The following is a 25,100-nucleotide window of genomic DNA, read 5'->3' as shown; positions in this document are numbered from 1 at the left end:
GCTGCGTATTTATTATGCAGACGCCGCACAATGCAATGGCAAAAGCTGCCTGCAAAAAAAGCAATTCGCTAGGGCAGCAGAACCTGTGTCACGAATTTCACCCCGGGATAGGCCAGGGTCAGCAGCAGGTAGGACAGCAGGACCACGCGGGCGGCCACCCGGCCTCGCACGCCGCACACCCGATGCCCGATGAGCAACGCCCCGATCAGGGCGAAGGCCAGCAGCGACAGCAGGATCTTGTGGGACAGGGCCAGCACGGTCCCGGTCTCGAAATACTGGGTGGCCATGCCGGTGGCCAGCCCAAGGCCCAGAACGGCCTCCGAGGCCAGCAACAGGCGCCCGGCCAGGCCTTCGCTGTCCGCGACGCTGGGCAGCATGCGGGTCAATTGGGTGGGGGCCTTGCGCTTCAGGGCGCGCTCCTGCAGGAAAGTGGCCAGCGACGCCACCGCCGCCAGGGTCAGCAGGGCGTAGGTCAGGACCGAAACGACAATGTGAAGGTCCAGCCAGGCGGCCGGAACCGCCCCGCTCATCTGCGACGGCGCCTCCACCCACTGCACCAGGGAGGCCAGCAGGCCGAGCGCCGCCAGGAACGGCATCAGCAGCGGCGCAAGCCGCCACCCCTGCGCCGAGGCCTGGGCCAGGGCGGCGAACAGGGCGGCCGTGGCGGCAATGGACACCCACAGGGCGGCAGAAAGACTGGTCTGCCACTGCCCTCCCATCAGGGAAAGCGCCCACAGCGCCGGCCCGGTGACCGCCAGGGCCATGCAGAGGCGGAAGCGGCCGCTACGGCCGTCGCCGGCGCGCAGGGCCTCCAGCGCGGCTGGCAGGAGCGCCACGAGGGCGACGATATTGAGAGCCAGGGATGACATGGGCGGACTATATCATCCTTTGCGGCAGCGCAAAGGGGTGACAGCGCCTGTTTTTGCTGATCGATTTCGATCAGCACGCCCTCAATCGCCGGGCGCGGGCCTCCGCCCGCTTGGCTCCCGCCGCATGAGCGGCGCGTCCCCTTGGGCCTAGCCGGCGCACAGAGGCGCCGGTATCAAGCCTTGGCAGGAGGCATCGGCTCGCATAGTCTGTCGCCCGCTTTTCCAAGGGAGATCGGATATGGCCAAGACGGTTGTGCTGGTGGTGGCGGCGGGACGCGGGCGGCGGTTCGGCGGCGACCTGCCCAAGCAGTATCACGATCTGGCCGGGCGCATGGTGTTGCGCCACACCCTGGCGGCCTTCGCCACCAATCCCGAGATCGGTGCCGTGCGCGCCGTCATCCATCCCGACGACCGCCAGCTCTACGACATGGCCGCCGCCGGCCTGAACCTGCTGGAGCCGGTCCATGGCGGCGCCACCCGCCAGGACAGCGTGCGCCTGGGCCTCGACAGCCTGAAGGATCTCAATCCGGACAAGGTGCTAATCCATGATGGGGCGCGGCCCTTCATCGATCACGGCACCATCGGCCGGGTGATCCGCGCCCTTGACCGCCACCCCGGCGCCCTGCCCGTGGTTCCCGTCGCCGATACCCTGAAGCGCGGCCAGGACGGTTTCGTGGCCGACACGGTGGACCGCGCCAATCTGTTCCGCGCCCAAACTCCCCAGGGATTCCGCTATGCCGAGATCGTCGCCGCCCATCACGCGGTGATCGGCAACGAGCTGACCGACGATGCCGCCGTGGCGGAAAAGGCCGGGCTGGCGGTGGAACTGGTGAACGGCGCCGAGGACAACGTCAAGATCACCACCGGCGCCGATCTGGAGCGGGCGCGCTGCCTGTTCGACGGCCCCGGCGAGGTCCGCTCCGCCTCGGGCTACGACGTGCACCGCTTCGACCCGGCCAAGGATGCCTGCTGGCTGTGCGGCGTTCCCGTGCCGCACGAGGCCGGGCTGCTGGGCCATTCCGACGCTGATGTCGGGCTGCACGCCCTGACCGATGCCGTGCTGGGCGCCATCTCGGCCGGCGACATCGGCCATCATTTCCCGCCCACCGATGCCAGGTGGAAGGGAGCCGCCTCGGACCAGTTTCTGGCCCATGCCGGCTCGCTGGTCACCGCCAAGGGCGGCCGCATCGTCAATGTGGACGTGACCATCATCTGCGAGCGCCCCAAGGTGGGGCCGCACCGCGCCGCCATGGCGGCGAGAGTGGCGGAAATCCTTGGCATTTCCCAGGACCGGGTCAGCGTCAAGGCCACCACCACCGAGGGATTGGGCTTTACCGGCCGCAAGGAGGGCATCGCCGCCCAGGCCATGGCCTCGGTCTGGCTGCCGCGATAAATCAGCCGCCGGTCTCGGTCCTGATCCAGTTGAGATAGGCGGGATTGCCCGCCTCGATGGGTAAGGCCACCACGCAGGGGCAGGCGTAGGAGTGCAACTCCCTCACCTTCCGGATCACGGAATCCACCATATCCGCCCGGGTCTTGCAAATCAGCACGGCTTCGGACTCCTCGCAGACCCGCCCGTCCCACCAATAGACCGAGGTGGCGCCGTCCAGGATGTTGGCACAGGCGACAAGCCGCTCGCCCACCAGGGCGCGGGCCAGGGACACCGCCTCCTCCCGGCTGGAGGCGGTGATGTAAATCATGTGTGTCGTCAATTGGTTACCCCCTATTGCCAGAAAAGCGGGGCGTACCCCTTGGCCGAACGGGCACGCCCCACGAGTCTGTGCAGGTCATCCCGGCAGAGGAGATCGAACCGGGAGCCCTCACCGGTCCGGTACCAGGGCACCGCCAACCGATGTCACGCATATGTGAATTGGGTAAACGGATTTCGATACCCCCGCGTGACAAATCCGCCCCCTCTCAACTTCTTTCGCAGATGGCGCTTTTGGCAAGCAACATCCGCTCGATGAAATCGGCCGCGTCCTCACTCCCCGCCGCCTCGCCAACCGGCTGATCAGGAAGAGAAAACAACGCATGCAGTTGTTCTTTCAACTGGAGAAGCAAGCTTTCCGCCGTTACCGCCAGCGCCCTGGTATGGGCCATCAGCCATCGATCCATGGCCGGCGATTCCGGCCAGTCGGGTCGTGCCACGTACAGGACGGGAATTCCCGCCAGCGCCGCCTCAGTAAAGGTGCCATAGCCGGGTTTCGTGATGATGACATCCACCGAGGCCGCCAGATCGGCAAACGACAGGCCGAGGCTGCGCCAGGGCACGATGTCGTCGCGCTCCGGGGGACAATCCAGGGCCGTTGCCCAGGTCCATCCCTCAAGGCGCGGCCATCTCTCCAGGGACAGGTCATGATCGATGCCGCCGAACGCCACCAAGCCCACCTTGCCGGGAAACCGGGCTTCCAAAGCGTCCCGACGGTTCCGACCCCGTGTCGCCACCGTCCCGATCTCGACCACATTGTCGATGCTGGGCATATCCATGGCCGGCGTCACCCGCAGGAAGGCGCGGGCCGAGTTATAGGCCGCCCGCATCTCGGCCAGGATAGCGGCCGCTTCAGGGCGATCGCCCAGGTAGTGGCGATAAATGTCGGCCCATTGCAAGGAACTGAGCGCCACCGCCGGAATGCCGGCGCGGGCGGCGGCCGCCAGAGTCACGTAGGGAACATTGGCCAGCACCACATCCGGGCGCATCCGCCGCAGCCGCTCGGCCTCACCTTCGACCAAAGTTGTGAAATCAGAGTGCATTCGCCGATAACCCTCGGCTGATGCATCAAGATCAACCCCGACCGCCGAGACCATTTTCAGCCCGAAATCGGGAATCTCGGGCACATGGATGAAATCGGGGCCATAGCGCTCTTCCAGGAAAGCCCGGGGTACGGTGGTCTGGATGGTGAGGCGCAAATCCGGCAGGCGCCGTCGCAAGGCATGGATGACCGGGGCGGTCATGGCGGCATGACCATAGCCATGGGGCGACAAGGCCAGCCAAAGATGCTTTGACGCGTCGGCGAGATGCATGGGCTGAAGCAACCTGGAAGAGATGGGCGGCGTGCACCATATCCCTTTCCATCTTGCCGCGCGAGCCCGGCCCGGTCTACCCTTTCACTGGCGCAACATTCTGCCCGTGAACGAAGGACGCCCCGCCATGAATCTCGCCACCCGCTATCTCGGCCTCGACATTAAGAATCCCCTGGTGGTCTCGGCGTCACCGCTGGCCCTCGACCTCGGCAATTCCCGGCGCCTGGAAGATTGCGGCGCGGCGGCCATCGTGCTGCCTTCCATCTTCCAGGAGGACATCGAGAACGAAATCGACGAGATCGAGCGCCTGGTCTGCGAGGGCAATTCCGAGGCCTTCTCGTATTTCCCCGCCAACATCTCGGCCAATGCCGGTCCGAAGAACTATCTCGACCTGATCCGGCGCACCCGCGAGGCCCTGGAAATCCCGGTCATTGCCAGCCTGAACGGCACCACGCGCACCGGCTGGACCGAGTATGCCGCCCAGAGTCAGCAAGCCGGCGCCAGCGCCATCGAGCTGAACGTCTACCTGCTGCCCACCGACATGGACATGAGCGGCACCGAGGTGGAATCTCGCTACCTGGAAATCCTAGAGGACGTGAAGTCGGCGGTCTCCATCCCGGTTTCCATGAAGCTCAGCCCCTATTTCAGCTCGGTCGGCAACATGGTGAAGGTGCTCGACGACCACGGCGTCGACGGGGTGGTGCTGTTCAACCGGTTCTACCAGCCCGATATCGATCTGGATGAGTTGAAGCTGGTCCGTGACCTCAAGCTCAGCCACAAGGGCGAGATCCGCCTGCCCCTGCTGTGGATCGCCACCCTGGCCGGCAAGATCAAGGCCTCCATTGCCGCCAGTTCAGGCGTGCAGACCGCCGCCGAGGTGGTGAAGTACCTGTTCGTCGGCGCCGATGTGGTGATGACCACCTCGGCCCTGATGCGCCACGGCGTCGACTACATGAAGACCCTGCATGACGGCCTGATCGCCGAACTCAAGGAACGCGAGGCCGAATCGGTGGCCGACATCCGCGGGAAAATGAGCCGCGGCGCCACCAGGGACCTGGCCGCTTACGACCGGGTCAATTACATTCGCATCCTGCGGGGCGGCGCCTACAACGCCTGACCTCTCGAAACCGAATACGGGAAAAGGCCCGGCCGCATCGGCCGGGCCTTTTTTTTGTCAGAACAATTCAAATATTTGAATGTAACCTTGGTCAATTGTATAACCCGGATACCCATAACCAAAGACAGAGGTTAAGCATGACCGCCCATATGACCAGCAAGACCGAGTGCCGCATTCCCCGCATGATGGGCTACGCGGCCATTGTGATCGCCGGCGCAGTGATCGGCTCGACCCTCTTCGGCTGGGCGATCATCGGCCTGACCACCATTCTCAAGGACTGATCAGAGGGCGAAGGCTTCCGGCGCCAGGCCTGCACGGCTGCGCTCCGCCATCCGCAGGAAGGCCGCCTCCAGGTCCCGGGTAAAGACCTCGGACTTGAATTGCGGTGCCGTCAGCCGGTTGACCTCAAGCCGGTCCTTCAGCGCCCGCAGTTCCTCCGGCCGGCTGGCCAGGGCGATGGCCCGCTCCCGGTACTCTTCAGCCGATTCCGTGATCAACTCCGGCAGGCCGAGCCCGCTCAGCAGGCTGCCGGCCACGCGGCTGGCGAAGGTCTCGCCCACCCGGGTCAGCACCGGCAGCCCGGCCCACAGGGCGTCGCTGGCGGTGGTGTGGGCGTTGTAGGGCAGGCAATCCAGGAACAGATCGGCCAGACGGTGCCGGGCCATATGCTCGGCGAAGTCGGTTCGCTGGGCGAAGATCAGCCGGGCCGGGTCGATGCCGCGCGCCGCGATTTCGCGACCAAGATTGTTTCGGCTGTAATCGTTGTCCTCGCGCAGCCACAAGACTCCCTGCGGCACGGCCCGCAGGATGTCGGCCCACAGGTCGAACACCTCGGCGCGGAACTTGAACGGGTTGTTGAAGCCGCAATAGACGAAGGCATCCTCCGGCAGGCCGTAGGCGCTGCGCGGCTGGACCGGTTCTCCCACCGGCGCCAGATCGCCGAACGGCAGGTAGCAATGGGGCATGTGGACCAGCGCCTCGGCGAACCCATCCTGGCGCGCCTGGGGGGCGACGAAGGCATCAGTCAGGATGTAGTCCATCCAGTTCACCCCCATGGTGGCGGTGAACCCCAGAAAGTTGACCTGAATCGGCGCCGGGCGGCAGGCCAGGATTTCCGGACGGCAATGCTTGGTATAGCCGGTCAGGTCCACCAGAATATCGATGCCGTCGCCATGGATGCGCCGGGCGGCCTCGGCCGAGCCCACGGCCTCCAGATCGACGAAACGGTCGAAGGCCGCCTCCAGACGGCGGCGCATGTCGCTGTCCTGGTAGGGGCCGATGGAATAGGCGGAGACTTCGAAGCGCGAGCGGTCATGCCGCTCGAACACCCCGGCCATCAGATGCGCCACGGGATGGGTGCGGAAATCCGCCGAAATGTAGCCCAGCCGGATCTTGCTGCCCGCCGGCGACACGGCGCGGGGGGCGAGGTCCAGCCCATGAACGGCATGGGCGCGATCCTCGGTGATCATCTTGCCCCACAGCGTACCGCACCGGCGCTGCTCGGCCGGCGTGGCGGGAATGGACATGAAGACCTGCGGATCAATGCCGGCCTTGCCATCGGCCACCTGCCGCCGGCAAAGGGCCTCTTCGGCCTCCAGGCCATCCCAATCGCAGATCACCTTGCGCAGGTTGACCAGTTCGCAAAGCGCGTCGGCATCGTCGGGCATCAGGCGAAGCGCCGACCGGAAGGAGTCGAGAGCGTCCTCCACCCTGCCCGCCTCGTACAGGGCCTTGCCGCGGTTGAGCCAGGCCGGGCCGTTGGCGGGGTCCAACTCCAGCACGCGGTCGTAGGACGCCACCGCCTGATCGGGCTGGCCCAGTTTCTTGAAGATGACCCCGCTATTCATATGGGCGGAGGCATGATCCGGCGCCACGGCGATGACCTTGGCATAGATTTCAGCGGCATCCTCCAGCCGTCCCAGATCCTGAAGGGCGCGGCCGAGATTGTAACCGTGGGCGGGATTGCCGGGATCAAGCTCCATGGCGCGGCGGAAGCACTCGGCCGCCTCCTCCTGCCGCCCCAGCTTAGCCAGGGCCACGCCCATGTCGGCCCGAACCTCGGCATGGTTGGGTTCCAGGGCCAGGGCGCGGCCCCAGGCGCCGACCGCATCGGCCCAGCGGCCGGCGGCGAACAGGGCGCCGCCCAGATTGCCGTGGGCCTTGGCCAGAGCCGGCGCCAGTTCCGCCGCCTTGGCGAAGGCGTCGATGGCCTCGTCCAGCCGTCCGGCGGCGCGACAGGCCAGTCCGAGATTGCAACGGGCCTCCACGTCCTGAGAGGCCAGAGCCAGCCCTTCCTGGAAATGGGAAATCGCCTCGTCAAACCGCCCCTGGGCGGAAACCACCAGGCCGAGTCCGAAACGATGCTCGGCACGGTCGGGTTCGCGGTCGCGCAGGCGCCCGAATTCCCTCTCGGATTCCGGCAGCCTGCCGGCCGCCTGGAGCACCAGGGCGAAATTACGGCCGATCCGCCCGTCCTCGGGCGCCAGCCGCGCCGCGCGGCTCAGGTGATCCAGAGATTGCGGCAGCCGCCCGGTCTGGGCCAGCAGGACGCCATAGGCGTACAGCGCCTCCACATGCTCGGGACTGGCGGCCAGAATGGCGCCGTAGAGGGGCTCGGCAACCGCGAAATTGCCGGAGCGATGCTCGGCCTGAGCCCTGGCGAAAGTCTCCTGGTCCAATCAAGCCTCCCCATAAGTGAAACGGCCCGGCTCATCTTCATGAGCCGGGCCGCTGATTTTTGGTCGGAGCGACAGGATTCGAACCTGCGACCCCCAGTCCCCCAGACTGATGCGCTACCGGGCTGCGCTACGCTCCGACCGTGGTGGGCGTGCCCACCGAAACCTTTGTTCCCCGGCGGAAAACCACCGTGGGAGGGGGAAGAACCGGCGGGGTGTGCCGGGAGAGGGGCGCACTATAGTCAGGCGATCCGGCCAACGCAACCCAGTTCTTCAATGAATTTTACCGGCCCCGCAACAGAGCGCGCAATTGCTCCAACTCGGCCATGATCTCTTCGAGTTCATGGCGCAAATTGGGGCTGAGCGCACCCGCCGGCGCCGGCAGCTCATCGCCGCTGGAGACGATGGTCCGGACCACCGCATGGCGGACTTCGTCCTCTTCGATGACTAGGTCGTCCTCCTCGTCATCGTCTTCATGATCCTCGGGGTGATCGAGGCCGAGCGACAGCTCCGGCTCGGCGGCACGGGGCGGCGCCGGCGCGACAACATCCTTGCTGCCCCCACCCTCTTTCAACAGCTTCTGCACGCCCTTGATGGTGTAGCCTTCGGCATACAGCAGATCGCGGATACGCCGCAGCAGCGCCACGTCGTCAGGACGGTAATACCGTCGCCCGCCGCCGCGCTTCAGCGGCTTGACCTGAGGGAACTTGCCTTCCCAGAACCGAAGGACATGCTGGGGAACGTCGAGCTCGTCCGCGACCTCGCTGATGGTCCGGAATGCCGCCTCGGACTTGCCGTTGCGCCGTCCCGTATTCTCGTCCCCGTCGTCCCCGGTCATTTGGCCCCGCCGCGCTTGGCGGCCATACCATCGTTGATCTTCTTCTTGAGCAGCTGGGAGGGCCGGAACACCAGCACGCGGCGGGGCGTGATGGGCACTTCCTCGCCGGTCTTGGGATTACGGCCGATGCGTTGCCCCTTGGAGCGGACGGAGAAACTTCCGAACGAAGAGATCTTCACCGCGTCGCCCTTGGCCAGCGCGCCGGAAATCTCATCCAGCACCGCTTCCAGGAGATCAGCGGATTCGTTGCGAGACAGGCCGACCTCCTGATAGACGGCCTCGCTCAGTTGCGCCCGCGTAATGGTCTTGTCAGTCATGACGCCCCAGCCGAATGAAGGAATCCGAAAAGCTGGTCCGACCCTAGACCCTTACGATAAATCCGTCAATATCAGAGGGATGCGAGATGGCGTTCAACAGCCATGCAAGAGTATGCCCGGGCCCTCGGCCTGGGATTACATGCGCACCAGGGCGGAGCCCCAGGTGAATCCGCCGCCCATGGCCTCCAGCAGAACCAGTTGGCCGGGCTTGATGCGGCCATCGCCGACCGCCTCGGTCAGCGCCAGGGGAATGGAGGCGGCCGAGGTGTTGGCGTGACGCTCGACGGTCATCACCATCTTGTCCAGCGGGAAGCCCAGCTTCTTGGCCGTACCTTCGATGATCCGGCGGTTGGCCTGGTGCGGCACCACCCAATCGATATCCGAGGCCTTGAGGTCGTTGGCGGCCAGCGCCTCGCCCACCACGGCGGCGAGATTGATGACGGCGTGCCGGAACACCTCGCGCCCTTCCATATGCACATGGCCGACGGTCTGGGTGCTGGACGGGCCGCCATCCACATAGAGCAGGTCGTAGTGGCTGCCGTCGGAATGCAGATGGGTGGACAAGATGCCGCGATCGGCGCTGCTGCCCTTGCCGCGACTGGCGCGCAACACGACGGCGCCGGCGCCATCGCCGAACAGAACGCAGGTGGTGCGGTCGGTCCAATCGAGAATGCGCGAGAACGTTTCGGCCCCGATCACCAGGGCGGTCTGCACCTGACCGCTCTTGATGAAGTTATCGGCCACCGACAGGGCGTAGACAAAGCCTGAACAGACCGCCTGAACGTCGAAGGCGAAGCCATGCCTCATGCCGATGCGGCTCTGCACCTTGGTGGCGGTGGCGGGAAAGGTATTGTCCGGGGTGGCGGTGGCCACGATGACCAGATCCACGGCGGAACCGGAGATCCCGGCGGCCTCCAGGGCACGCAATGCAGCGTTGGTGGCCAGATCGGAGGTGGTTTCCCCCTCGGCGGCGATATGGCGCTGGCGGATGCCCGAGCGCTCGACGATCCATTCGTCCGAGGTGTCAACCTGGGCGGCAAGCTCGGCATTGGTCACCAGCCGGGACGGAAGATAGGACCCGCATCCGATGATTTGGGAGCGCACGATCATGATCAGTCCCTTGTCACCGGGTGCCGGCGGCCAGTTGCGACGGGGAAACCTCGGCCGGCTTCAACCGGTCGAATTCCTTGCGGATGCGGTCGTTATAGCCATGGGTCACCAGTTCGACCGCGACACCAACCGCATTGGCGAAGCCGAAGGCATCGGTTCCGCCATGGCTCTTCACCGCGATGCCGTTGAGTCCCAGGAACATGGCCCCGTTATAGCGACGGGGATCGGTCCGTACCTTGACCTTGTTGATGGCATGGCGGGCGAACAGATAGCCGAACTTGGCCAGAAGCGAGCTTTGGAACCCTTCCTTGAGGAAGGTGGAATACAGCTTCACGGTGCCTTCGGCGGTCTTCAGGGCGATGTTGCCGGTAAACCCGTCCGTGACCACCACATCCACGGTGCCGCCACAGATATCGTTGCCTTCGACGAAGCCGTAGAAGCTGATGGGCAGATGGGAATCACGCAGGGCGGCGGCGGCGGCCTTGACCGCGTCGTTGCCCTTCATGTCCTCGGAGCCGACGTTCAGCAGGCCGATGGACGGCTTTTCCAGGCCCAGCACGGCGCGGGCATAGACCTCGCCCATCACCGCGAACTCCACCAGATTGTTGGAGTTGCAGTCGACGTTGGCGCCCAGGTCGAGCATCAGCGTCTCGCCCTTGACGGTCGGGAACATGCCGGCGATGGCCGGACGGTCGATGCCCGGCAACATGCGCAGCACGAACTTCGACACCGCCATCAGCGCGCCGGTATTGCCGGCCGAAACGATTCCGGCGGCCTCGCCCTTCTGGACGGCCTCGACGGCCAGCCACATGCTGGACTTGCGCCCCTGGCGCAGGACCTGACTGGGCTTGGCCTCCATGGACACCGATTCTTCGGTGTGATGGATGGTGCAAACGCCCCTGATCTCGGGAAAACGCGCCAGCAACGGTTCGATGCGGCTTGCGTCCCCGAACATCAGATAGCGAACATGGGGGAGGCGCTCATGAGCCATGCGCACCCCTTCCACAACCATGTCGGGGGCGGCATCGCCCCCCATGGCGTCAATGGAAATGGTGACAGCTGCGCTCACCGGCTCGCACTCCCCTGCCTAGCCAATGACGTGGCTTAGGCTTCCGCCTGGGCAACAACCTCACGGCCGTCATAGTGGCCGCACGAGCCACAAACGTGGTGGGGCAGCTTCACTTCGCCGCAATTCGGGCACTCGGCGCCGGTCACGTTGACCAGGGCGTGGTGAGCGCGACGCATGTCGCGGCGGGACTTGGAGGTCTTCTTCTTCGGAACGGCCATAATATCTACTCGCTTCAACCCGGAATGGGAAAGGGTGGTTTATTAGCCAAAAAGGCGACGCGGGGCAAGGGGATGCTGACCCCCCTCACCTTTTTTGTTTGAGAGCGGCCAGAACCGCAAAGGGATTCGCCTTGGGTTCGGGGGCTTCAGGCGGTTCCCCCGGCAGGGCGAACTCCGCACCTTCTGACCTGGGGAAAGGATCGATGCCCAGTGCCAGATGCTCGACCATCACCGCCCCCAGGTCAATGGCCCCGTCAACGATAGGGTCCGGCGGGTCGGTGTCGTGGAAGTCCACCTCGATCTCGGCGGCCTCGTCGCCGCAATCATCCGGAGGCGGCCCGAAGGTCATGGCGATCTCTTCGTCGACCAGGGTCTGGACCGGTGCCAGAGTCACGACGCAAGTCTGCATCACCCGCGCCGTCAACCGTCCATTGACACGAAACAGCCCGGTTTTTCCAACCGGGGCCATCTGAAATTCAGCTTGCATCTCAGTGACTTCCCGCACGTCGAGCCACTGGGCGATGGCGTCCCGGTCACTGGGGGTGGGTTCGACCCGCAGGCGGGTGCCGCGGGCCGGGATCTTGTCCACTTCCACGGGATAGGAAAAAGGGCCCGTCTCTTTGGTCATCATGCTCCACCTTCCGGGGCCTGAAACTCCACACGCCCGGCGAGCAGGGCCTCGGCCGGCTGGCCAGCCAGGCAAGCCGCCTGGGCCGCAAAATATCCGGCGACCGCCTCCACCACGGCCGCGTCGACCTCGCCATCCACCGTGCCATAAAGATTGCGCCGCAACGCCTCGGTCAGACTGCCACCCTTACCGTCGAGGCTGTCGTCATAGGCGGCGACCCGGCCGTAGAAGGCCCGCGCCATCTGCTTGACCCTCTTGCCAACCGACATATCGCCCACGCCCATCTCCCGCAGATTCTGATCCATGTCGGCGAACATAAGGTCGAACAGCGCCTGCGCAAGCTCGCGAGCGTCGGCAGCCCCCTCCTCACCCTTGATCTGGCGCAGGCGCCGCATGACCAGAAAAGCGTGCAGCACGATCAGGTCGAAGCGGCCGTCCAGAGTGTCGGGGACGGCAAACCGCACGTAAAAATGTGGCAGCCGGGCCTGGTTGATCACCGACACGTAGAGGTCGTGAGCGATCTGTTCACGGCGGCGTCGCTGGAAGAATTTACGAAATGGCATCTCTGGGTCCAAAAGGCCTCGCCCCTGTTTGGGCGACGGCGTTGACAAGGCGGCGATGTGGAGTGCAATGTTCCTCCCACATTGGCCCCTCCCCACATTGGCTTTGGGGCCGCCTGTCGTCAATGCCTCGGCGTCGTAGCGAATGAAAAAGACCTCAGTGCCATACCGTTTCCTCGTTGCCGCAACCCTGATCACCGGGGCGGCGGCCTGCACCCCGATCATCGAGGTGCGGGGCAATCTGCCTCCGCCCGAGCAAATGGCCCAGGTCAAGATCGGGGCCAGCACCCGCGAGGATGTCCAGGCCCTGTTGGGCACACCATCCAACGTGACGCCGTTCGGCGAGGAAAGCTGGCACTACATCTCCGCCGTCACCGAGCGTGAGGCGTTCTTCGAGCCGGTCGTCAAGGAGCGCAAGGTCATCACCGTGGTCTTCGACCGAGCCGGGACCGTGCGGGCCATCGACAATCGCGGCCTGGAGGACGGCAAGGACGTTGTTCCGGCCGGCCGTGAGACCCCTACCGCCGGCAAGGAACTGACTATCCTGCAGCAGCTGATGGGCAATGTGGGCCGGTTCTCCAAGCCGATGCAGGGCAAGTAGCCTCTTTCGATCCAGACCGCCGGCATACGCGCCCCGGGCTGCCCGCGAAATTCACCACTTCAGACACAAAAACCCCGGTCGTTTCCGACCGGGGTTTCCGTTTCAGCCTGTTTCCGGCTGGTCTTCAGTCAGGGTCACCGGGCGGAAGGTTTCCCTCCGCCCGGATCAGCCCATTAGTGACCGGCAACCATGGCCAGCAGCAGGATGGCGACGATGTTGATGATCTTGATCATCGGGTTGACGGCGGGGCCGGCGGTGTCCTTGTAGGGATCGCCGACGGTGTCACCGGTGACCGCCGCCTTGTGGGCGTCGGAACCCTTGCCACCATGATGGCCGTCTTCGATGTACTTCTTGGCGTTATCCCAAGCGCCGCCGCCCGAGGTCATCGAGATGGCGACGAACAGGCCGGTGACGATGGTGCCCAGCAGCATGGCGCCCACGGCGGTAAAGGCGGCCTTCTGATCGGCAGCCAGCAGGATGACGAAGTACAGGACGATCGGCGACAGCACCGGCAGCATCGAGGGGACAATCATCTCCTTGATGGCGGCCTTGGTCAGCATGTCCACGGCGCGACCGTAATCGGGCTTGGACGTGCCTTCCATGATGCCGGGGATTTCCTTGAACTGGCGGCGGACTTCCACCACCACCGAACCGGCGGCGCGACCCACCGCCTGCATGCCCATGGCACCGAACAGGTAGGGCAGCAAACCGCCGAGGAACAGGCCGACCACCACGAAGGGATCCTCGAGGCTGAACGTGATGTTCAGGTTGGGGAAGTAGTGATGCAGGTCCTCGGTATAGGCGGCGAACAGCACCAGCGAGGCCAGACCAGCCGAACCGATGGCGTAGCCCTTGGTGACGGCCTTGGTGGTGTTGCCCACGGCGTCGAGAGCGTCGGTGGTCTTGCGGACCTCCTTGGGCAGCTCGGCCATTTCGGCGATGCCGCCGGCGTTGTCGGTCACCGGGCCGTAGGCGTCGAGGGCAACGATCATGCCGGCCAGGGCCAGCATGGTGGTCGCGGCCACCGAGATGCCGAACAGGCCGGCGATCTTGTACGACACGATGATGGCGACGGAGATCACGATCACCGGCAGGGCGCAGGCTTCCATGGAAACCGCCAGACCCTGGATCACGTTGGTGCCGTGACCGGTGGTCGAAGCCTGGGCCACCGACTTGACCGGACGGTAATCGGTGCCGGTGTAGTACTCGGTGATCCACACCAGCAGGCCGGTGACGACCAGGCCGATGATGGCGCAGACGTAGAGGTCCATGCCGGTGATGGTCAGGGTGGCCGTCTTGAACGTGGCGGCGAAGCCACCCAGGTAGACGTTGATGATCACCGCGACGAAGATCGCCGAAAGAACCGCGGTCACGATGACGCCCTTGTACAGCGCCTTCATGATGTTGTTGGTGGCGTCGAGCTTCACGAAGAAGGTGCCGACGATGGAGGCGAAGATGCACACGCCGCAGATGATCAGCGGCAGCATCATCATCTGTTCCTGGGCAACGCCGGTGAAGAAGATCGAGCCCAGCAGCATGGTGCCGACGACGGTCACCGCATAGGTCTCGAACAGGTCGGCGGCCATGCCGGCGCAATCGCCGACGTTGTCGCCCACGTTGTCGGCGATCACGGCCGGGTTGCGGGGGTCATCCTCGGGGATACCCGCTTCGACCTTGCCCACCAGATCGGCGCCCACGTCGGCGCCCTTGGTGAAGATGCCGCCGCCCAGACGGGCGAAGATGGAAATCAGCGAAGCGCCGAACGACAGGGCCACCAGGGCCTCGAGAAGGCCGCGCGGGTCGATGCCGACGTTCTTCAGGATCATGTAGTAGCCGGCGACGCCGATCAGGCCGAGACCAACCACCAGCAGACCGGTGATGGCGCCCGACTTGAAGGCCACGTCCAGGGCCTGCTGCATGCCACCCGAACGGGCAGCCTCGGCGGTACGGACGTTGGCGCGAACGGAAACGTTCATGCCCACGTAGCCGGCGACGCCCGAGAGCACCGCGCCGATGACGAAGCCGACGGCCTGGTAGATGCCCAGGCGGGCGGCCAGGATGATGGCGACGACGACGCCGACCATGGCGATGGTGGTGTACTGCCGGTTCAGGTAGGCGGCGGCGCCTTCCTGTACGGCAGCGGCAATTTCCTGCATCCGAGCGGTGCCGGCCGAGGTCGCCATCACCGACTTGATGGCGTAGACCCCGTACAGCAGCGCCAGAACGCCGCATGCGATCACGAAGAGGTAGGTCATGTGGTTCGAGTCCCCTGATGAGTCTTCTTGGCGCCGCATACCCCCAATAGCCGACCACGAAGGCCGGGTCCGGAGAAGGCGACGGAAGCGTGGTGAAACTGCCAGAAGAACCGCAGTGATGCAATAAAATGCTCTCATCGCGACCATATTCTGGAATTATTGCGATGAAAACTCACCACCTCGGCAATTTCGGTACCGAATATCCATCATTAACCGCCCCCACCTGCACCTTCGGGCAGGTCCGATTGGCCGATGGAACTGGCCAAAGAGGTAGAGGCTATTTCAGATTGGGATTCTCGATGGCCACGTCCTTGACGTAGACCCCTCCCAGCGTCTTTTCGGCGCTGATAGTCAGGCGCCGGCGGATGGCGGGAATATCCAGCGGCTGCCCTTCCTTTACCGTATTGCCCAGATAGGTGATCATCTCGGCAAGATAGGCGTTCTGCAGGCGCGGCAGGTTCTTGGCGACGATCTCCTTGTTCTTGGGATCGACTTCCAGCCGGACGATCATTTCCGCTTGCTTCTTGACTTCACGATCCTGGATGACCGGCACGATCAGCAGGCCGAAATCCACATAGCTGGGCGGCGGCGGCGGCGGCGGAGCCGCCGGTTCCTTGTTCATCATGGGCGCGGTGATGCCCAGCTTGGCCAGCGGATCGATGCCCCAGAAATACAGGCCACCGATGACCGCGCCGATCAGCATCAGCAACGCCACCACCATGAAAATCAAACGGACCAAAAGTTATTCCCCCTGTTGCATGCCGCCGAAATGGCGCCAGCCCCCCTGCCCGACCGGAACATTCTCACCGTCTGGCCCAATGACCGCCACCGTTCCCGGCTCTCCTTCGCCCAGCGAGCCGATGGCCGTGAGTGCCAGCCCCAGTTCCGCCGCCATGCGGTCGACGTCCGGGCTCGCCCCGGGGGCTGCGGTGAACAGCACCTCGTAATCATCGCCCCCCGCCAGCACCGAGGCAAGCAGGGACTGGTCCCGGCCCAAGGCGGCCGCGGCGGCCGGCGATAGCGGCACTTGCGCCGCTTCGATCCTGGCCGCCAATCCGGAAGCCCGGCACAGGTGCCCCAGGTCCTGAACCAGGCCGTCCGAGACGTCCATGGCGCCATGGGCCAATCCCACCAGCCGAGGCCCGAGGCCCACCCGGGGCTGCGGCAGGCGGTAACGCCCGGTGAGAAACTCTTGGTGGACAGCGGACAGTCCCGGCAACTGGTGACGAATGGCCTTCAGCCCCAGGGCGCCGTCGCCGATGCTGCCCGATACCCAGACGGTATCGCCGGCCTTGTGCGCCCGAGCGCCGGATTCCCCGCCCCGCCCGACCGCCCAGGGCGGTGAGCGTCAGGGTCAGCGGCCCCGGCGTGGACACCGTGTCGCCGCCGATGAGATGAACGCCGAACGCCCTCACATCCTCGGCCAGACCGGCCCCGAAGGTCCGCAGCCAGTCCTGGGTCACGCCCCGGGGAAAAGCCGCGGACAGCATCAGCAGCCGGGGCTCGGCCCCCTTGGCGGCCAGATCGGACAGATTGACCCGGATCAGCTTGCGCGCCACCAGATCCGGCGGGTCATCGGCAAGGAAGTGCACGCCGGCCACCATGGAATCCATGGTGGCGACCGTATCGAATCCAGGCTCGGCCGCGATGAAGGCTGCGTCGTCGGTCAGACCCAGGGCGCCGGGAAAACCGGCGGCCAGCGGGGCAAACAATTCGGCGATCAGACCGAACTCGTCGGGTGCCCCGCCGCTCATCCTAGGCGCCCTTGCCCATCTCCCCGCCCCTCAGGGTCTGGGCCAGATGGTCGAGCACGCCATTGACCAACCCCGGTTCGGGGCCGGAATAGAAGGCATGGGCCACGTCGACCCATTCGGAGATGCACACCCGGGCCGGAGTCTGCGGCCGGGCCGACAATTCCCAGGCGCCGGCGCGGACGATGGCACGCAGCACCGCTTCCAGCCGCTCCACGGTCCAGTCCCCGGACAGCGCCCGGCCCACATGGCCGTCGATGTCCTCCAACTGGGCGGAAACGCCGCGCACCACCTGATTGAGCAGCGAGTTGTCGGGATCGGCCATGCGGCCCTTGGGCTCGGCGGCCCGGCGGTCCTTGGCGTCCTGCAGCGCGCGCTCGGTATCGGCCCCGGTCATCTCCATCTGGTAGAGGACCTGGACGGCGGCAAGGCGCGCCGCGCTGCGCTTGGCGACGGAGGGATTGACGGTGCTCATGACGACAACCCCAGTTCGCGCTTGACCGCCATCATGCGCAGGCAGGCCCGCGCCGCCTGGCCGCCCAGATTCTTGCGCGCCGGATCGGAGCGCGCCAGGGCCTGGGCCTCGTTGTGCACGGTCAGCACCCCGTTGCCCAAGGCCAGATCATAGGCCATGGACAGGTCGGCGATGCCGCGCATGCACTCGGTGCCCACGTGGTGGTAGTGGTCGGATTCGCCCCGGATGGCGCAGCCCAGGGTGACGAAGCCGTCGTAGCGGGCCTTGTCGTTACCCTGCTCGGCGGCGGTCAGCACCAGCTTCAGCGCGGCGGGCAGTTCGAAGATGCCCGGCACCACCAGCAGGTCGTGGGCGACGCCGGCCTTGTCGAATTCGGCACGCGCCCCGGCCAGCAGCCCGTCGGCGATGTGATCGTAGAAGCGGGCCTCGATAATGAGAACCTTCGCCATGTTGGAAACTCTCCTTACATAGCCCTCAGGCGCCGGGCGCTTCGCTTGGCTTTCGCGGCATAAGCCGCGGCGCCCCTTGGGCTTGCCTCCTCACTCTGGCCCCGCCTTGCGGGGCCAGCCCTCGTCGGTACGGTTCAGCCGACCGGAATCGGCCGCTGCTCCACCACCTTCATGCCATAGCCGTCGAGGCCGATGATGGAGCGCTTGGTGTTGGACAGCAAAATCATTTCGTGGACGCCGAGATCCAGCAGGATCTGGGCGCCGACACCGTAATCGCGCAGCGCCGGAGCCGCCGGGCGGCGCTCCAGATGGGCGCGAACCGTGTCGGACAGGCTGGTGGGACGCGGCTCGCGGATCAGGACCACGACACCCGATCCGTGGGCGGCGATCATTTCCATGGCGGAATGAAGCTCGCCGGCCTTGCCCGAGCCCTGGTCGCCCAGCACGTCGTCGAGCACGTTGACCGCGTGGACGCGGACCATCACCGGCCCTTCGGCGCCGAGGTCGCCCTTGACCAGGGCGATGTGCTCGGCATAAGCCACGGTATTGGTGTAGACCATCATCTTCCAGTCGCCGCCCCACTTGGAGTGGAAGGGCGTCTCCACCTCGCGCGCCACGATTTTGTCGTTGCGGCGGCGATAGGCGATCAGGTCGGCGATGGTGGCGATCTTCAGGCCGTGATGCTGGGCGAACGTCACCAGATCGGGCATGCGGGCCATGGTGCCGTCGTCATTCATGATCTCGCAGATCACGCCCGAGGGGTTGAGCCCGGCCAGACGGGAAATATCCACCGCCGCCTCGGTATGCCCGGCCCGCACCAGGACGCCGCCCTCGCGGGCCATCAGCGGGAAGACGTGCCCGGGGCTGACGATATCGTAGCGGTTCTTGTCGACGTCGATGGCCGCCTTGATGGTGGTGGCGCGATCGGCGGCGGAAATGCCCGTGGTGACGCCTTCCCGCGCTTCGATGGAGACGGTGAAGGCGGTTTCCATGCGGGTACCGTTGTCGCTGCTCATGGGCTTGAGGCCCAGATGCTCGCAGCGGCCCCGGGTCAGCGACAGGCAGATCAGCCCCCGGCCGAACCGGGCCATGAAATTGATGGCGTCGGCGTTGGCCATCTCGGCGGGAATCACCAGATCGCCTTCGTTTTCGCGGTCCTCGTCGTCCACCAGGATGAACATGCGGCCCTGGCGGGCCTCCTCGATGATGTCCTCGATGGACGACAGATAGTCGTGATATTCGGAAACCAAGGCGTCAGTCCTTTTGCAACAGCCGCGCAACATAGCGTGCCAGCATGTCGATTTCCATATTCACCTCGTCACCGGGGCGATAGGTGCCGAAGGTGGTCACCGACTGGGTGTGGGGAATGATGTTGACCCCGAAGTGCCGTCCGTCAACCTCATTGACGGTCAGCGACACGCCGTCCAGCGCCACCGAGCCCTTGGGGGCCACGAAACAGGCCAGATCGGCGGGCGTCTCGAAGACATAGCGCTTGGATTCGTTTTCGGGCGTGATGCTGATCACCTTGGCCACGCCGTCCACGTGGCCCGAAACGATATGGCCGCCCAGTTCGTCGCCCACCTTGAGCGCCCGTTCCAGGTTGACCTGGAGCCCTCTTTCCAACCACCCAGGGTGGTCTTGGACAGGGTCTCGGCCGAGGCCTCCACCGTGTGCCAGTCCGGCCCCACCTCGACGATGGTCAGGCACACGCCGTTATGGGCGATGCTGGCCCCGATGGCGATGGTGGCGGTGTCGTAGCCGCTGGCGATCTCGAAGCGGGCTTCCCGCCCCTCGCCGCGAACGATACGGCGCACCACGCCGAGATCGGTGACGATGCCGGTGAACATGAGGGACCTCGCTGCTTTCTATAGACGGATATAGGTTTCCATCACGTCGTCGCCTACCGGGCGAATCTCGACGCGCTCGAAATGGGGAGTCTGGGCCAGGTGGTCGATGCCGAACGACACGGCCGCCGGCAAGCCATCGCCGCCCATCAGGCGGGGGGCGCGGAACCACACCATGCGGTCCACCAGACCGGCCCGCAGCAAGGCGGCGGACAGATGGGCCCCGCCCTCCACCAGAACCCGCGTCACACCGCTTTCGCCCAGCGCCTGCAGCGCCAGTTCCAGATCGATGGCGCCATCGGCACCGGGAGAGACCTCGACCACGTCCACGCCGGCGTCCTCGTAGGCTTCGCGGCGGTTGACGTCGCAATCCTCCAGGGTCAGCAGCCAGGTGGGAACATCATTGGCGGTGGCGACCAGCCGGCTGGTCAGGGGCAGGCGCAGGCGCCCGTCCACCACCACGCGGACCGGAGACCGCTCCACCAGCCCCGGCAGGCGGCAGGTCAGGTCGGGATCGTCGTGCAGGGCCGTGCCGCTGCCCACCATGATGGCGTCGGTCTCGGCACGCAGCAGATGGGCCGCCGACCGGGCCTGATCGCCGGTGATCCAGCGGCTTTCGCCGGTATGGGTGGCGATACGGCCATCCAGGGTGGTCGCCAGCTTCAGGGTGACCAGGGGCCGTCCGGTATTGATGCGCAGGAAGAAGCCGGCATTCAGTTCGGCGGCCTCGGCATGCAGCACGCCCTCGGTCACCGGAATGCCCGCCACCCGCAGGCGGTCGACACCCTTGCCGGCCACCCGGGAATCCGGGTCCTGGACCGCCACCACCACGCGGGACACCCCGGCGGCGACCAGGGCGTCGGCGCAGGGCGCCGTCTTGCCGTGATGGGCGCAGGGCTCCAGGGTCACATAGACGGTGGCGCCCAGGGCGGCGCTTCCGGCCATGGCCAGGGCCTCGGTCTCGGCGTGGGGGCGGCCGCCCGGCTGGGTCCAGCCGCGTCCCACCACCCGTCCGTCCTTGACGATGACGCAGCCCACCGCCGGATTGGGCCACACGGTGCCCAGGCCACGGCGGGCGAGCGCCAGGGCTGCCCGCATGTGGCCGAGGTCGATCTCTCCCTGAGTGCGGTCAGTCGAGGCGTGGGACAACCATCTTCCCCAGAAAATCCTCGAAGTCCTTGGCTTCGCGGAAATTGCGGTACACCGAGGCGTAACGGACATAGGCGACCTTGTCGAGGTCCATCAGCACCTCCATCACCAATTCGCCGATGAACTTGGAGGGAACCTCGTTCTCGCCCATGCTTTCCAGGCGGCGATGGATGCCATTGACGATGCGCTCGATCTGCTCGTCATCCACCGGACGCTTGCGTAAGGCGATTCGCAGGGATTTCAGGACCTTGTCGCGATCGAAGGGCGAGCGTCCGCCGTCCTTCTTGATCACCACCAGATCGCGGATCTGCACCCGCTCGAAAGTGGTGAAGCGCGAACCGCATTCCGGGCAGGACCGCCGCCGCCGGATGGCCGAGTTATCCTCGGTCGGCCGCGAGTCCTTCACCTGGGTATCGTCGTGACCGCAAAACGGACACCGCATGATCATTCCCCCCGGGAAACCGGCGGGGGCTTCCCTGGCCCCCGCCCCTGTTCTTGGTTGATGGGCGCCCTACTGGTAGATCGGGAAGCGCCGGCACAGTTCAGCTACTTCGGCGCGGGCACGGGCCTCGGCCGCCGAGTTGTCCTCGGGATTGGCGGCCAGACCGTCGAGCACGTCACCGATCAGTTCGCCCACCTTCTTGAACTCCTCGACGCCGAAGCCCCGCGTGGTCGCCGCCGGGGTGCCCAGACGCACGCCCGAGGTGATGGTGGGCTTTTCCGGGTCGAAGGGAATGCCGTTCTTGTTGCAGGTCATGCCGGCATGCTCGAGGCTGGCCTCGGCCGCCTTGCCGGTCAGCTTCTTGGGCCGCAAATCCACCAGCATCAGGTGGGAATCGGTGCCGCCCGACACGATGTCCAGGCCACGGCGCACCAGGGTGTCGGCCAGGGCGCGGGCATTGTCGACGACCTGCTTGGCGTAAAGCTTGAACTCGGGCTTCAGCGCCTCGCCGAACGCCACCGCCTTGCCGGCGATGACATGCATCAGCGGGCCGCCCTGAATGCCGGGGAAAATGGCCGAGTTGATCTTCTTGCCGATGTCGGCGTCGTTGGACAGGATCATGCCGCCACGCGGGCCGCGCAGGGTCTTGTGAGTGGTCGTGGTCACCACATGGGCGTGGGGCAGCGGATTGGGATACACGCCGCCGGCCACCAGACCGGCGAAGTGAGCCATGTCCACCATGAAGAAGGCCCCGACCTCGTCGGCGATCTTGCGGAAACGCGCGAAGTCGATGGTGCGCGGATAGGCCGAGCCACCGGCGATGATCAGCTTCGGCCTGTGGGTACGGGCCAGTTCCTCCACCTCGGCGAAGTCGATCTGGGAATCCTGCTGGCGCACGCCGTACTGCACGGCCTTGAACCACTTGCCCGACTGGTTGGGGGCGGCACCATGGGTCAGGTGGCCGCCGGCGGCCAAACTCATGCCCATGATGGTGTCGCCCGGCTGCAGCAGCGCCATGAACACGCCCTGGTTGGCCTGCGAGCCCGAGCTGGGCTGGACGTTGGCATAAGAGCAACCGAAGATCTGGCAAGCGCGGGAGATGGCCAGGCTTTCGGCGATGTCCACGAACTCGCAGCCGCCGTAATAGCGCTTGCCGGGATAACCCTCGGCGTATTTGTTGGTCATGACCGAGCCCTGCGCCTCGAGCACCGCGCGCGACACGATGTTCTCGGAGGCGATCAGTTCGATCTGATCCTGCTGACGCTTCAGTTCCTGGGTGATGGCCGCGAAGACCTCGGGATCACGCTCGGAAAGCGGAGTGCGGAAAAAGGCATCGGTGGGTGCGCTGGACATCGGATCTCTTTCTGGCAGTCGGGTCGTGACGATGAGGGCTCAGGCCGGGCCGTTTCCGGACAGCTTGGAGACGCGCCGCGCGTGGCGGCCGCCCTCGAATTCGGTCTCGATAAAAATCTTCAGGCAGTCACGCGCCACTTCGGGACCGGTGGTGCGCCCCCCCATCACCAGGACGTTGGCGTCATTATGCTGGCGGCACATGCGCGCCCCGAAGGCATCGTGCACCAGGGCGGCACGCACATGGGGAAAACGGTTGGCCGCAATGGAGATGCCGATCCCGGTGCCGCACAGCAGCACGCCTCGCTCGGCTTTACCGCTTTTCAGGGCATCGGCCAGCGTCACCGCGAAATCGGGATAATCCACGGATTCGGGGCCGTTGGTTCCCAAGTCGAGCACCGACCAGCCGGACGCCGCCAGATCCTTGGCCAGCAATTCCTTGAGTTCGATGCCGCCGTGATCGCAAGCAATGGCCATGATTTTGGTGCTCATCAATACCCTACCCCGGCGATCCATGTTCCGAAGGGCTAGATACCATATGTCGGACCGCCTTGCCAATGCGCCACAAGCTTATGGGGGATGCTCGATCATGACACGGGGTGGCCGCCACGACTTCCAAAAAAGCGTCAAGACGCGGCCTTGCTGCAATAGAAGCTCGCCCCGCTACACAGACCATTGGGTTAAACCCCCACCCGTCAGGCCGATGATTATTGCAGTTCACACCAAGCCAAAGAACTCATTATTCAGAAGATGCAATTTCTAATTGACAGTAAAGTTCCCGCATGCATTCATTGTATCAATTGTGCCAACAAACTGCAGTCGGATAGCCAGATGAGCGACATCAACTCGGATAAGACCAATCGCGACGACCTGCTGCGCATGGCCGTCGATGTCGTTGCCGCCTATGTGGGGAAGAACCCGGTCCCGGCGGGGCAATTGCCGGAACTGATCAACACCGTATACGGGTCGCTTTCGTCCCTCGAAGGTGGGCAGCCGGAGGCGAAGTCTGAGGCGCCCAAGCCAGCTATCGCCGTGAAGCGGTCGGTGACGCCCGACTACATCATCTGTCTCGAAGATGGCAAGAAGCTAAAGATGCTGAAGCGGCATCTGCGCACCACCTACAACATGACCCCGGACGAATACCGGATGAAGTGGGGCCTGCCGCCGGACTATCCCATGGTCGCCCCCAACTACGCCGCCCAGCGTTCCGACTTCGCCAAGAAGATCGGCTTGGGGCGCAAGGCCGGCGAGACGCCGGAACGGCCGACCCGTCGCGGCCGCCGCTAGGCTGGGCCTGATCGATAATGAACGGCGCGGTGCCCTGTGGCTCCGCGCCGTTTCTGTTTCCGGACGATGCATGACGGCCGCGTGACCAACCTGCGCCAGATTCAAAGATGCCGCTTCGGGGACTTTTGCCCCCGCCCCCCTAACCGGAAAGCGCAGCCTCCAGAACGACTCTAGGCAGCAGCCTGCCACGACGTGGCGTTATTCAGCGGTCCGCTGACGCTGCCGGCTAAAGGGTGATTTCCATGCCATCACGGGCGACAACTACCCCAGTCCACGACCGGACGGCCTCGGCTTCGATGCCGGCCATGATATCGTCGGTATGTTCGGGATCGTGATGGAAAATGGCTAAACGCTTGGCACCAGCCGCTCTGGCCAGACGGATTCCTTCCTGCCAGGTGGAATGTCCCCAGCCGATCTTGGTGGGAAACTGGTCATCGGTGTAGGTGCAGTCGTAGATCACCAGATCCGCGCCCCGCATCAGGAACAGCACATTCTCGTCAGGAGTGCCGGGAACGTGCTCCGTATCGGTAATGTAGGCCACGACCACTCCCCCGGTCTCCAGGCGATAGCCGCAGGCACCGTTGGGATGGCGCAACGGGGCGGTCCGCAGGGTAACCCCATCATAGGGCGAGAAGATGCTCCCCACCTCAAAATCCTCGTAGGAAACGATGCCGCGCATGGCGGCCAGCGGTACGGGGAAGTTGGGCGTTTCCATCTGGCCCATCAGCACGTGCTGGATGCCGCGCGGGCTCCCGTCTTGCTTCGGTCCGTGAATATCGAGACGGAAGGCGGGATTGTATGCCGGAGCGAAGAAGGGAAAGCCGTTGATGTGATCCCAGTGCGTATGCGTAAAGAATAGATGGGCATGGGCCAATCCATGCCCAATGATCTCGCGCCCCAGGGAGCGTATCCCCGTTCCGGCGTCAAAGACCACGATCCCGGCCTCGGTGGTGACAGCAATACAGGAGGTATTGCCGCCATAGACCACATGCTCGGGCGAAGGACAGGCGATGCTCCCGCGCACCCCCCAAAACTTCACCGTGCAGACCATTCCCTCGCTCCCGCTTCAGCCCCA

General features: G+C 65.1%; 27 protein-coding genes, 1 tRNA gene and 2 pseudogenes. 5 read left to right on the top strand and 25 right to left on the bottom strand.

Features of this window, described 5'->3' with window-relative positions:
* Positions 1–68 precede the first annotated feature (68 nt).
* On the bottom strand, positions 69–869 hold the full coding sequence (locus AMB_RS11935; RefSeq protein ID WP_011384760.1) for a cytochrome C assembly family protein: 801 nt from the start codon (positions 867–869) through the stop codon (positions 69–71).
* 238 nt (positions 870–1,107) lie between these two features.
* On the opposite strand from AMB_RS11935, the gene AMB_RS11930 reads away from it, so the two are divergent.
* Positions 1,108–2,262, top strand: a complete 1,155-nt coding sequence (locus AMB_RS11930) for a bifunctional 2-C-methyl-D-erythritol 4-phosphate cytidylyltransferase/2-C-methyl-D-erythritol 2,4-cyclodiphosphate synthase (protein WP_011384759.1) — start codon at positions 1,108–1,110, stop codon at positions 2,260–2,262.
* A 1-nt stretch (position 2,263) separates the two neighbouring features.
* On the opposite strand, the gene cutA is transcribed toward AMB_RS11930, so the two are convergent.
* Positions 2,264–2,569, bottom strand: coding sequence for a divalent-cation tolerance protein CutA (gene cutA / locus AMB_RS11925; protein ID WP_043744359.1), 306 nt, complete (start codon positions 2,567–2,569; stop codon positions 2,264–2,266).
* 217 nt (positions 2,570–2,786) lie between these two features.
* On the bottom strand, positions 2,787–3,776 hold the full coding sequence (locus tag AMB_RS11920; protein ID WP_231848835.1) for a hypothetical protein: 990 nt from the start codon (positions 3,774–3,776) through the stop codon (positions 2,787–2,789).
* A 241-nt stretch (positions 3,777–4,017) separates the two neighbouring features.
* On the opposite strand from AMB_RS11920, the gene AMB_RS11915 reads away from it, so the two are divergent.
* Positions 4,018–5,007: a dihydroorotate dehydrogenase-like protein gene (locus tag AMB_RS11915; protein WP_011384755.1), complete on the top strand. Its 990-nt coding sequence runs from the start codon at positions 4,018–4,020 to the stop codon at positions 5,005–5,007.
* A 137-nt stretch (positions 5,008–5,144) separates the two neighbouring features.
* Positions 5,145–5,288, top strand: coding sequence for a hypothetical protein (locus AMB_RS25960; protein WP_011384754.1), 144 nt, complete (start codon positions 5,145–5,147; stop codon positions 5,286–5,288).
* Here AMB_RS25960 and AMB_RS11910 read toward each other — a convergent pair whose 3' ends face one another.
* The 9 genes from AMB_RS11910 to AMB_RS11870 all read right to left on the bottom strand — a co-directional run bounded on the left by AMB_RS11910 (position 5,289) and on the right by AMB_RS11870 (position 12,425).
* The gene (locus AMB_RS11910) at positions 5,289–7,685 is read right to left on the bottom strand and encodes a tetratricopeptide repeat protein (RefSeq protein WP_011384753.1); all 2,397 of its coding nucleotides are present in this window, start codon (positions 7,683–7,685) and stop codon (positions 5,289–5,291) included.
* Positions 7,686–7,745: 60 nt separating this feature from the next.
* Positions 7,746–7,822: transfer RNA gene (locus tag AMB_RS11905), tRNA-Pro, on the bottom strand.
* Between the two features lie 143 nt (positions 7,823–7,965).
* The gene (locus tag AMB_RS11900; RefSeq protein WP_011384752.1) at positions 7,966–8,520 is read right to left on the bottom strand and encodes a MerR family transcriptional regulator; all 555 of its coding nucleotides are present in this window, start codon (positions 8,518–8,520) and stop codon (positions 7,966–7,968) included.
* Positions 8,517–8,837 (bottom strand): integration host factor subunit alpha, encoded by a 321-nt coding sequence (locus AMB_RS11895; protein WP_011384751.1) that lies wholly within the window; start codon positions 8,835–8,837, stop codon positions 8,517–8,519. Before AMB_RS11895 ends, AMB_RS11900 begins: the two co-directional genes overlap by 4 nt.
* Positions 8,838–8,972: 135 nt before the next feature.
* Positions 8,973–9,947: a beta-ketoacyl-ACP synthase III gene (locus AMB_RS11890; protein WP_011384750.1), complete on the bottom strand. Its 975-nt coding sequence runs from the start codon at positions 9,945–9,947 to the stop codon at positions 8,973–8,975.
* 13 nt (positions 9,948–9,960) lie between these two features.
* Positions 9,961–11,016 (bottom strand): phosphate acyltransferase PlsX, encoded by a 1,056-nt coding sequence (gene plsX, locus AMB_RS11885; protein ID WP_011384749.1) that lies wholly within the window; start codon positions 11,014–11,016, stop codon positions 9,961–9,963.
* Positions 11,017–11,051: 35 nt separating this feature from the next.
* Positions 11,052–11,234, bottom strand: a complete 183-nt coding sequence (gene rpmF, locus AMB_RS11880; RefSeq protein ID WP_009869122.1) for a 50S ribosomal protein L32 — start codon at positions 11,232–11,234, stop codon at positions 11,052–11,054.
* Between the two features lie 85 nt (positions 11,235–11,319).
* Positions 11,320–11,865, bottom strand: coding sequence for a YceD family protein (locus AMB_RS11875; protein ID WP_148207398.1), 546 nt, complete (start codon positions 11,863–11,865; stop codon positions 11,320–11,322).
* Positions 11,862–12,425: a ubiquinol-cytochrome C chaperone family protein gene (locus AMB_RS11870; protein WP_043744356.1), complete on the bottom strand. Its 564-nt coding sequence runs from the start codon at positions 12,423–12,425 to the stop codon at positions 11,862–11,864. Before AMB_RS11870 ends, AMB_RS11875 begins: the two co-directional genes overlap by 4 nt.
* A 142-nt stretch (positions 12,426–12,567) precedes the next feature.
* Here AMB_RS11870 and AMB_RS11865 point away from each other — a divergent pair, with 142 nt between their 5' ends.
* Positions 12,568–13,023, top strand: a complete 456-nt coding sequence (locus tag AMB_RS11865) for an outer membrane protein assembly factor BamE (RefSeq protein WP_043744354.1) — start codon at positions 12,568–12,570, stop codon at positions 13,021–13,023.
* Positions 13,024–13,196: 173 nt separating this feature from the next.
* On the opposite strand, the gene AMB_RS11860 is transcribed toward AMB_RS11865, so the two are convergent.
* From AMB_RS11860 to rpiB, 12 genes and pseudogenes are all read right to left on the bottom strand, one after another.
* Positions 13,197–15,278: a sodium-translocating pyrophosphatase gene (locus tag AMB_RS11860; protein ID WP_043744352.1), complete on the bottom strand. Its 2,082-nt coding sequence runs from the start codon at positions 15,276–15,278 to the stop codon at positions 13,197–13,199.
* Positions 15,279–15,555: 277 nt separating this feature from the next.
* The gene (locus AMB_RS11855; RefSeq protein WP_231848834.1) at positions 15,556–16,017 is read right to left on the bottom strand and encodes a flagellar basal body-associated protein FliL; all 462 of its coding nucleotides are present in this window, start codon (positions 16,015–16,017) and stop codon (positions 15,556–15,558) included.
* Positions 16,018–16,020: 3 nt separating this feature from the next.
* Positions 16,021–16,518, bottom strand: coding sequence for a thiamine-phosphate kinase (locus tag AMB_RS26905; RefSeq protein WP_322095848.1), 498 nt, complete (start codon positions 16,516–16,518; stop codon positions 16,021–16,023).
* A 151-nt stretch (positions 16,519–16,669) separates the two neighbouring features.
* Positions 16,670–16,882 (bottom strand): annotated as a pseudogene (locus AMB_RS26900) (AIR synthase related protein); the annotation flags it as partial.
* 151 nt (positions 16,883–17,033) lie between these two features.
* The gene (gene nusB / locus AMB_RS11845; protein WP_011384743.1) at positions 17,034–17,504 is read right to left on the bottom strand and encodes a transcription antitermination factor NusB; all 471 of its coding nucleotides are present in this window, start codon (positions 17,502–17,504) and stop codon (positions 17,034–17,036) included.
* The gene (gene ribH / locus AMB_RS11840; RefSeq protein ID WP_011384742.1) at positions 17,501–17,953 is read right to left on the bottom strand and encodes a 6,7-dimethyl-8-ribityllumazine synthase; all 453 of its coding nucleotides are present in this window, start codon (positions 17,951–17,953) and stop codon (positions 17,501–17,503) included. The genes nusB and ribH overlap by 4 nt, the downstream gene beginning before the upstream one ends.
* A gap of 134 nt (positions 17,954–18,087) precedes the next feature.
* Positions 18,088–19,236: a 3,4-dihydroxy-2-butanone-4-phosphate synthase gene (gene ribB, locus AMB_RS11835; RefSeq protein ID WP_050750705.1), complete on the bottom strand. Its 1,149-nt coding sequence runs from the start codon at positions 19,234–19,236 to the stop codon at positions 18,088–18,090.
* Positions 19,208–19,800 (bottom strand): annotated as a pseudogene (locus AMB_RS11830) (riboflavin synthase). The gene ribB and the pseudogene AMB_RS11830 overlap by 29 nt, the downstream one beginning before the upstream one ends.
* Before the next feature lie 18 nt (positions 19,801–19,818).
* Positions 19,819–20,895, bottom strand: a complete 1,077-nt coding sequence (gene ribD / locus AMB_RS11825) for a bifunctional diaminohydroxyphosphoribosylaminopyrimidine deaminase/5-amino-6-(5-phosphoribosylamino)uracil reductase RibD (protein ID WP_043744341.1) — start codon at positions 20,893–20,895, stop codon at positions 19,819–19,821.
* A gap of 31 nt (positions 20,896–20,926) precedes the next feature.
* Positions 20,927–21,388, bottom strand: a complete 462-nt coding sequence (gene nrdR, locus AMB_RS11820; RefSeq protein ID WP_011384737.1) for a transcriptional regulator NrdR — start codon at positions 21,386–21,388, stop codon at positions 20,927–20,929.
* A gap of 69 nt (positions 21,389–21,457) precedes the next feature.
* On the bottom strand, positions 21,458–22,741 hold the full coding sequence (glyA, locus tag AMB_RS11815; RefSeq protein ID WP_011384736.1) for a serine hydroxymethyltransferase: 1,284 nt from the start codon (positions 22,739–22,741) through the stop codon (positions 21,458–21,460).
* Between the two features lie 39 nt (positions 22,742–22,780).
* Positions 22,781–23,230, bottom strand: a complete 450-nt coding sequence (gene rpiB, locus AMB_RS11810) for a ribose 5-phosphate isomerase B (protein ID WP_043744338.1) — start codon at positions 23,228–23,230, stop codon at positions 22,781–22,783.
* Between the two features lie 339 nt (positions 23,231–23,569).
* Here rpiB and AMB_RS11805 point away from each other — a divergent pair, with 339 nt between their 5' ends.
* Complete coding sequence (locus tag AMB_RS11805) at positions 23,570–24,025, top strand: MucR family transcriptional regulator (RefSeq protein WP_011384734.1); 456 nt, start codon at positions 23,570–23,572, stop codon at positions 24,023–24,025.
* A gap of 226 nt (positions 24,026–24,251) precedes the next feature.
* Here the strand turns inward: AMB_RS11805 and AMB_RS11800 are convergent, their stop codons facing one another.
* The gene (locus AMB_RS11800) at positions 24,252–25,076 is read right to left on the bottom strand and encodes an MBL fold metallo-hydrolase (RefSeq protein ID WP_011384733.1); all 825 of its coding nucleotides are present in this window, start codon (positions 25,074–25,076) and stop codon (positions 24,252–24,254) included.
* Between the last annotated feature and the right edge of the window lie 24 nt (positions 25,077–25,100).

The organism is Paramagnetospirillum magneticum AMB-1 (assembly GCF_000009985.1).
In the GTDB taxonomy this organism is placed as follows: domain Bacteria; phylum Pseudomonadota; class Alphaproteobacteria; order Rhodospirillales; family Magnetospirillaceae; genus Phaeospirillum; species Phaeospirillum magneticum.
Note: the sequence above shows the minus strand (reverse complement) of the source record. Positions and strands in the feature narration are given on the sequence as shown.

Coding starts and splice junctions, on each gene's coding strand:
- AMB_RS11935 (WP_011384760.1), bottom strand. CDS start 869: ATGTCATCCCTGGCTCTCAATATCGTCGCCCTCGTGGCGCTCCTGCCA.
- AMB_RS11930 (WP_011384759.1), top strand. CDS start 1,108: ATGGCCAAGACGGTTGTGCTGGTGGTGGCGGCGGGACGCGGGCGGCGG.
- cutA (WP_043744359.1), bottom strand. CDS start 2,569: ATGATTTACATCACCGCCTCCAGCCGGGAGGAGGCGGTGTCCCTGGCC.
- AMB_RS11915 (WP_011384755.1), top strand. CDS start 4,018: ATGAATCTCGCCACCCGCTATCTCGGCCTCGACATTAAGAATCCCCTG.
- AMB_RS25960 (WP_011384754.1), top strand. CDS start 5,145: ATGACCGCCCATATGACCAGCAAGACCGAGTGCCGCATTCCCCGCATG.
- AMB_RS11900 (WP_011384752.1), bottom strand. CDS start 8,520: ATGACCGGGGACGACGGGGACGAGAATACGGGACGGCGCAACGGCAAG.
- AMB_RS11895 (WP_011384751.1), bottom strand. CDS start 8,837: ATGACTGACAAGACCATTACGCGGGCGCAACTGAGCGAGGCCGTCTAT.
- AMB_RS11890 (WP_011384750.1), bottom strand. CDS start 9,947: ATGATCGTGCGCTCCCAAATCATCGGATGCGGGTCCTATCTTCCGTCC.
- rpmF (WP_009869122.1), bottom strand. CDS start 11,234: ATGGCCGTTCCGAAGAAGAAGACCTCCAAGTCCCGCCGCGACATGCGT.
- AMB_RS11875 (WP_148207398.1), bottom strand. CDS start 11,865: ATGATGACCAAAGAGACGGGCCCTTTTTCCTATCCCGTGGAAGTGGAC.
- AMB_RS11870 (WP_043744356.1), bottom strand. CDS start 12,425: ATGCCATTTCGTAAATTCTTCCAGCGACGCCGCCGTGAACAGATCGCT.
- AMB_RS11865 (WP_043744354.1), top strand. CDS start 12,568: ATGAAAAAGACCTCAGTGCCATACCGTTTCCTCGTTGCCGCAACCCTG.
- AMB_RS11860 (WP_043744352.1), bottom strand. CDS start 15,278: ATGACCTACCTCTTCGTGATCGCATGCGGCGTTCTGGCGCTGCTGTAC.
- nusB (WP_011384743.1), bottom strand. CDS start 17,504: ATGAGCACCGTCAATCCCTCCGTCGCCAAGCGCAGCGCGGCGCGCCTT.
- ribH (WP_011384742.1), bottom strand. CDS start 17,953: ATGGCGAAGGTTCTCATTATCGAGGCCCGCTTCTACGATCACATCGCC.
- ribB (WP_050750705.1), bottom strand. CDS start 19,236: ATGTTGCGCGGCTGTTGCAAAAGGACTGACGCCTTGGTTTCCGAATAT.
- ribD (WP_043744341.1), bottom strand. CDS start 20,895: ATGCGGGCAGCCCTGGCGCTCGCCCGCCGTGGCCTGGGCACCGTGTGG.
- nrdR (WP_011384737.1), bottom strand. CDS start 21,388: ATGCGGTGTCCGTTTTGCGGTCACGACGATACCCAGGTGAAGGACTCG.
- glyA (WP_011384736.1), bottom strand. CDS start 22,741: ATGTCCAGCGCACCCACCGATGCCTTTTTCCGCACTCCGCTTTCCGAG.
- rpiB (WP_043744338.1), bottom strand. CDS start 23,230: ATGAGCACCAAAATCATGGCCATTGCTTGCGATCACGGCGGCATCGAA.
- AMB_RS11805 (WP_011384734.1), top strand. CDS start 23,570: ATGAGCGACATCAACTCGGATAAGACCAATCGCGACGACCTGCTGCGC.
- AMB_RS11800 (WP_011384733.1), bottom strand. CDS start 25,076: ATGGTCTGCACGGTGAAGTTTTGGGGGGTGCGCGGGAGCATCGCCTGT.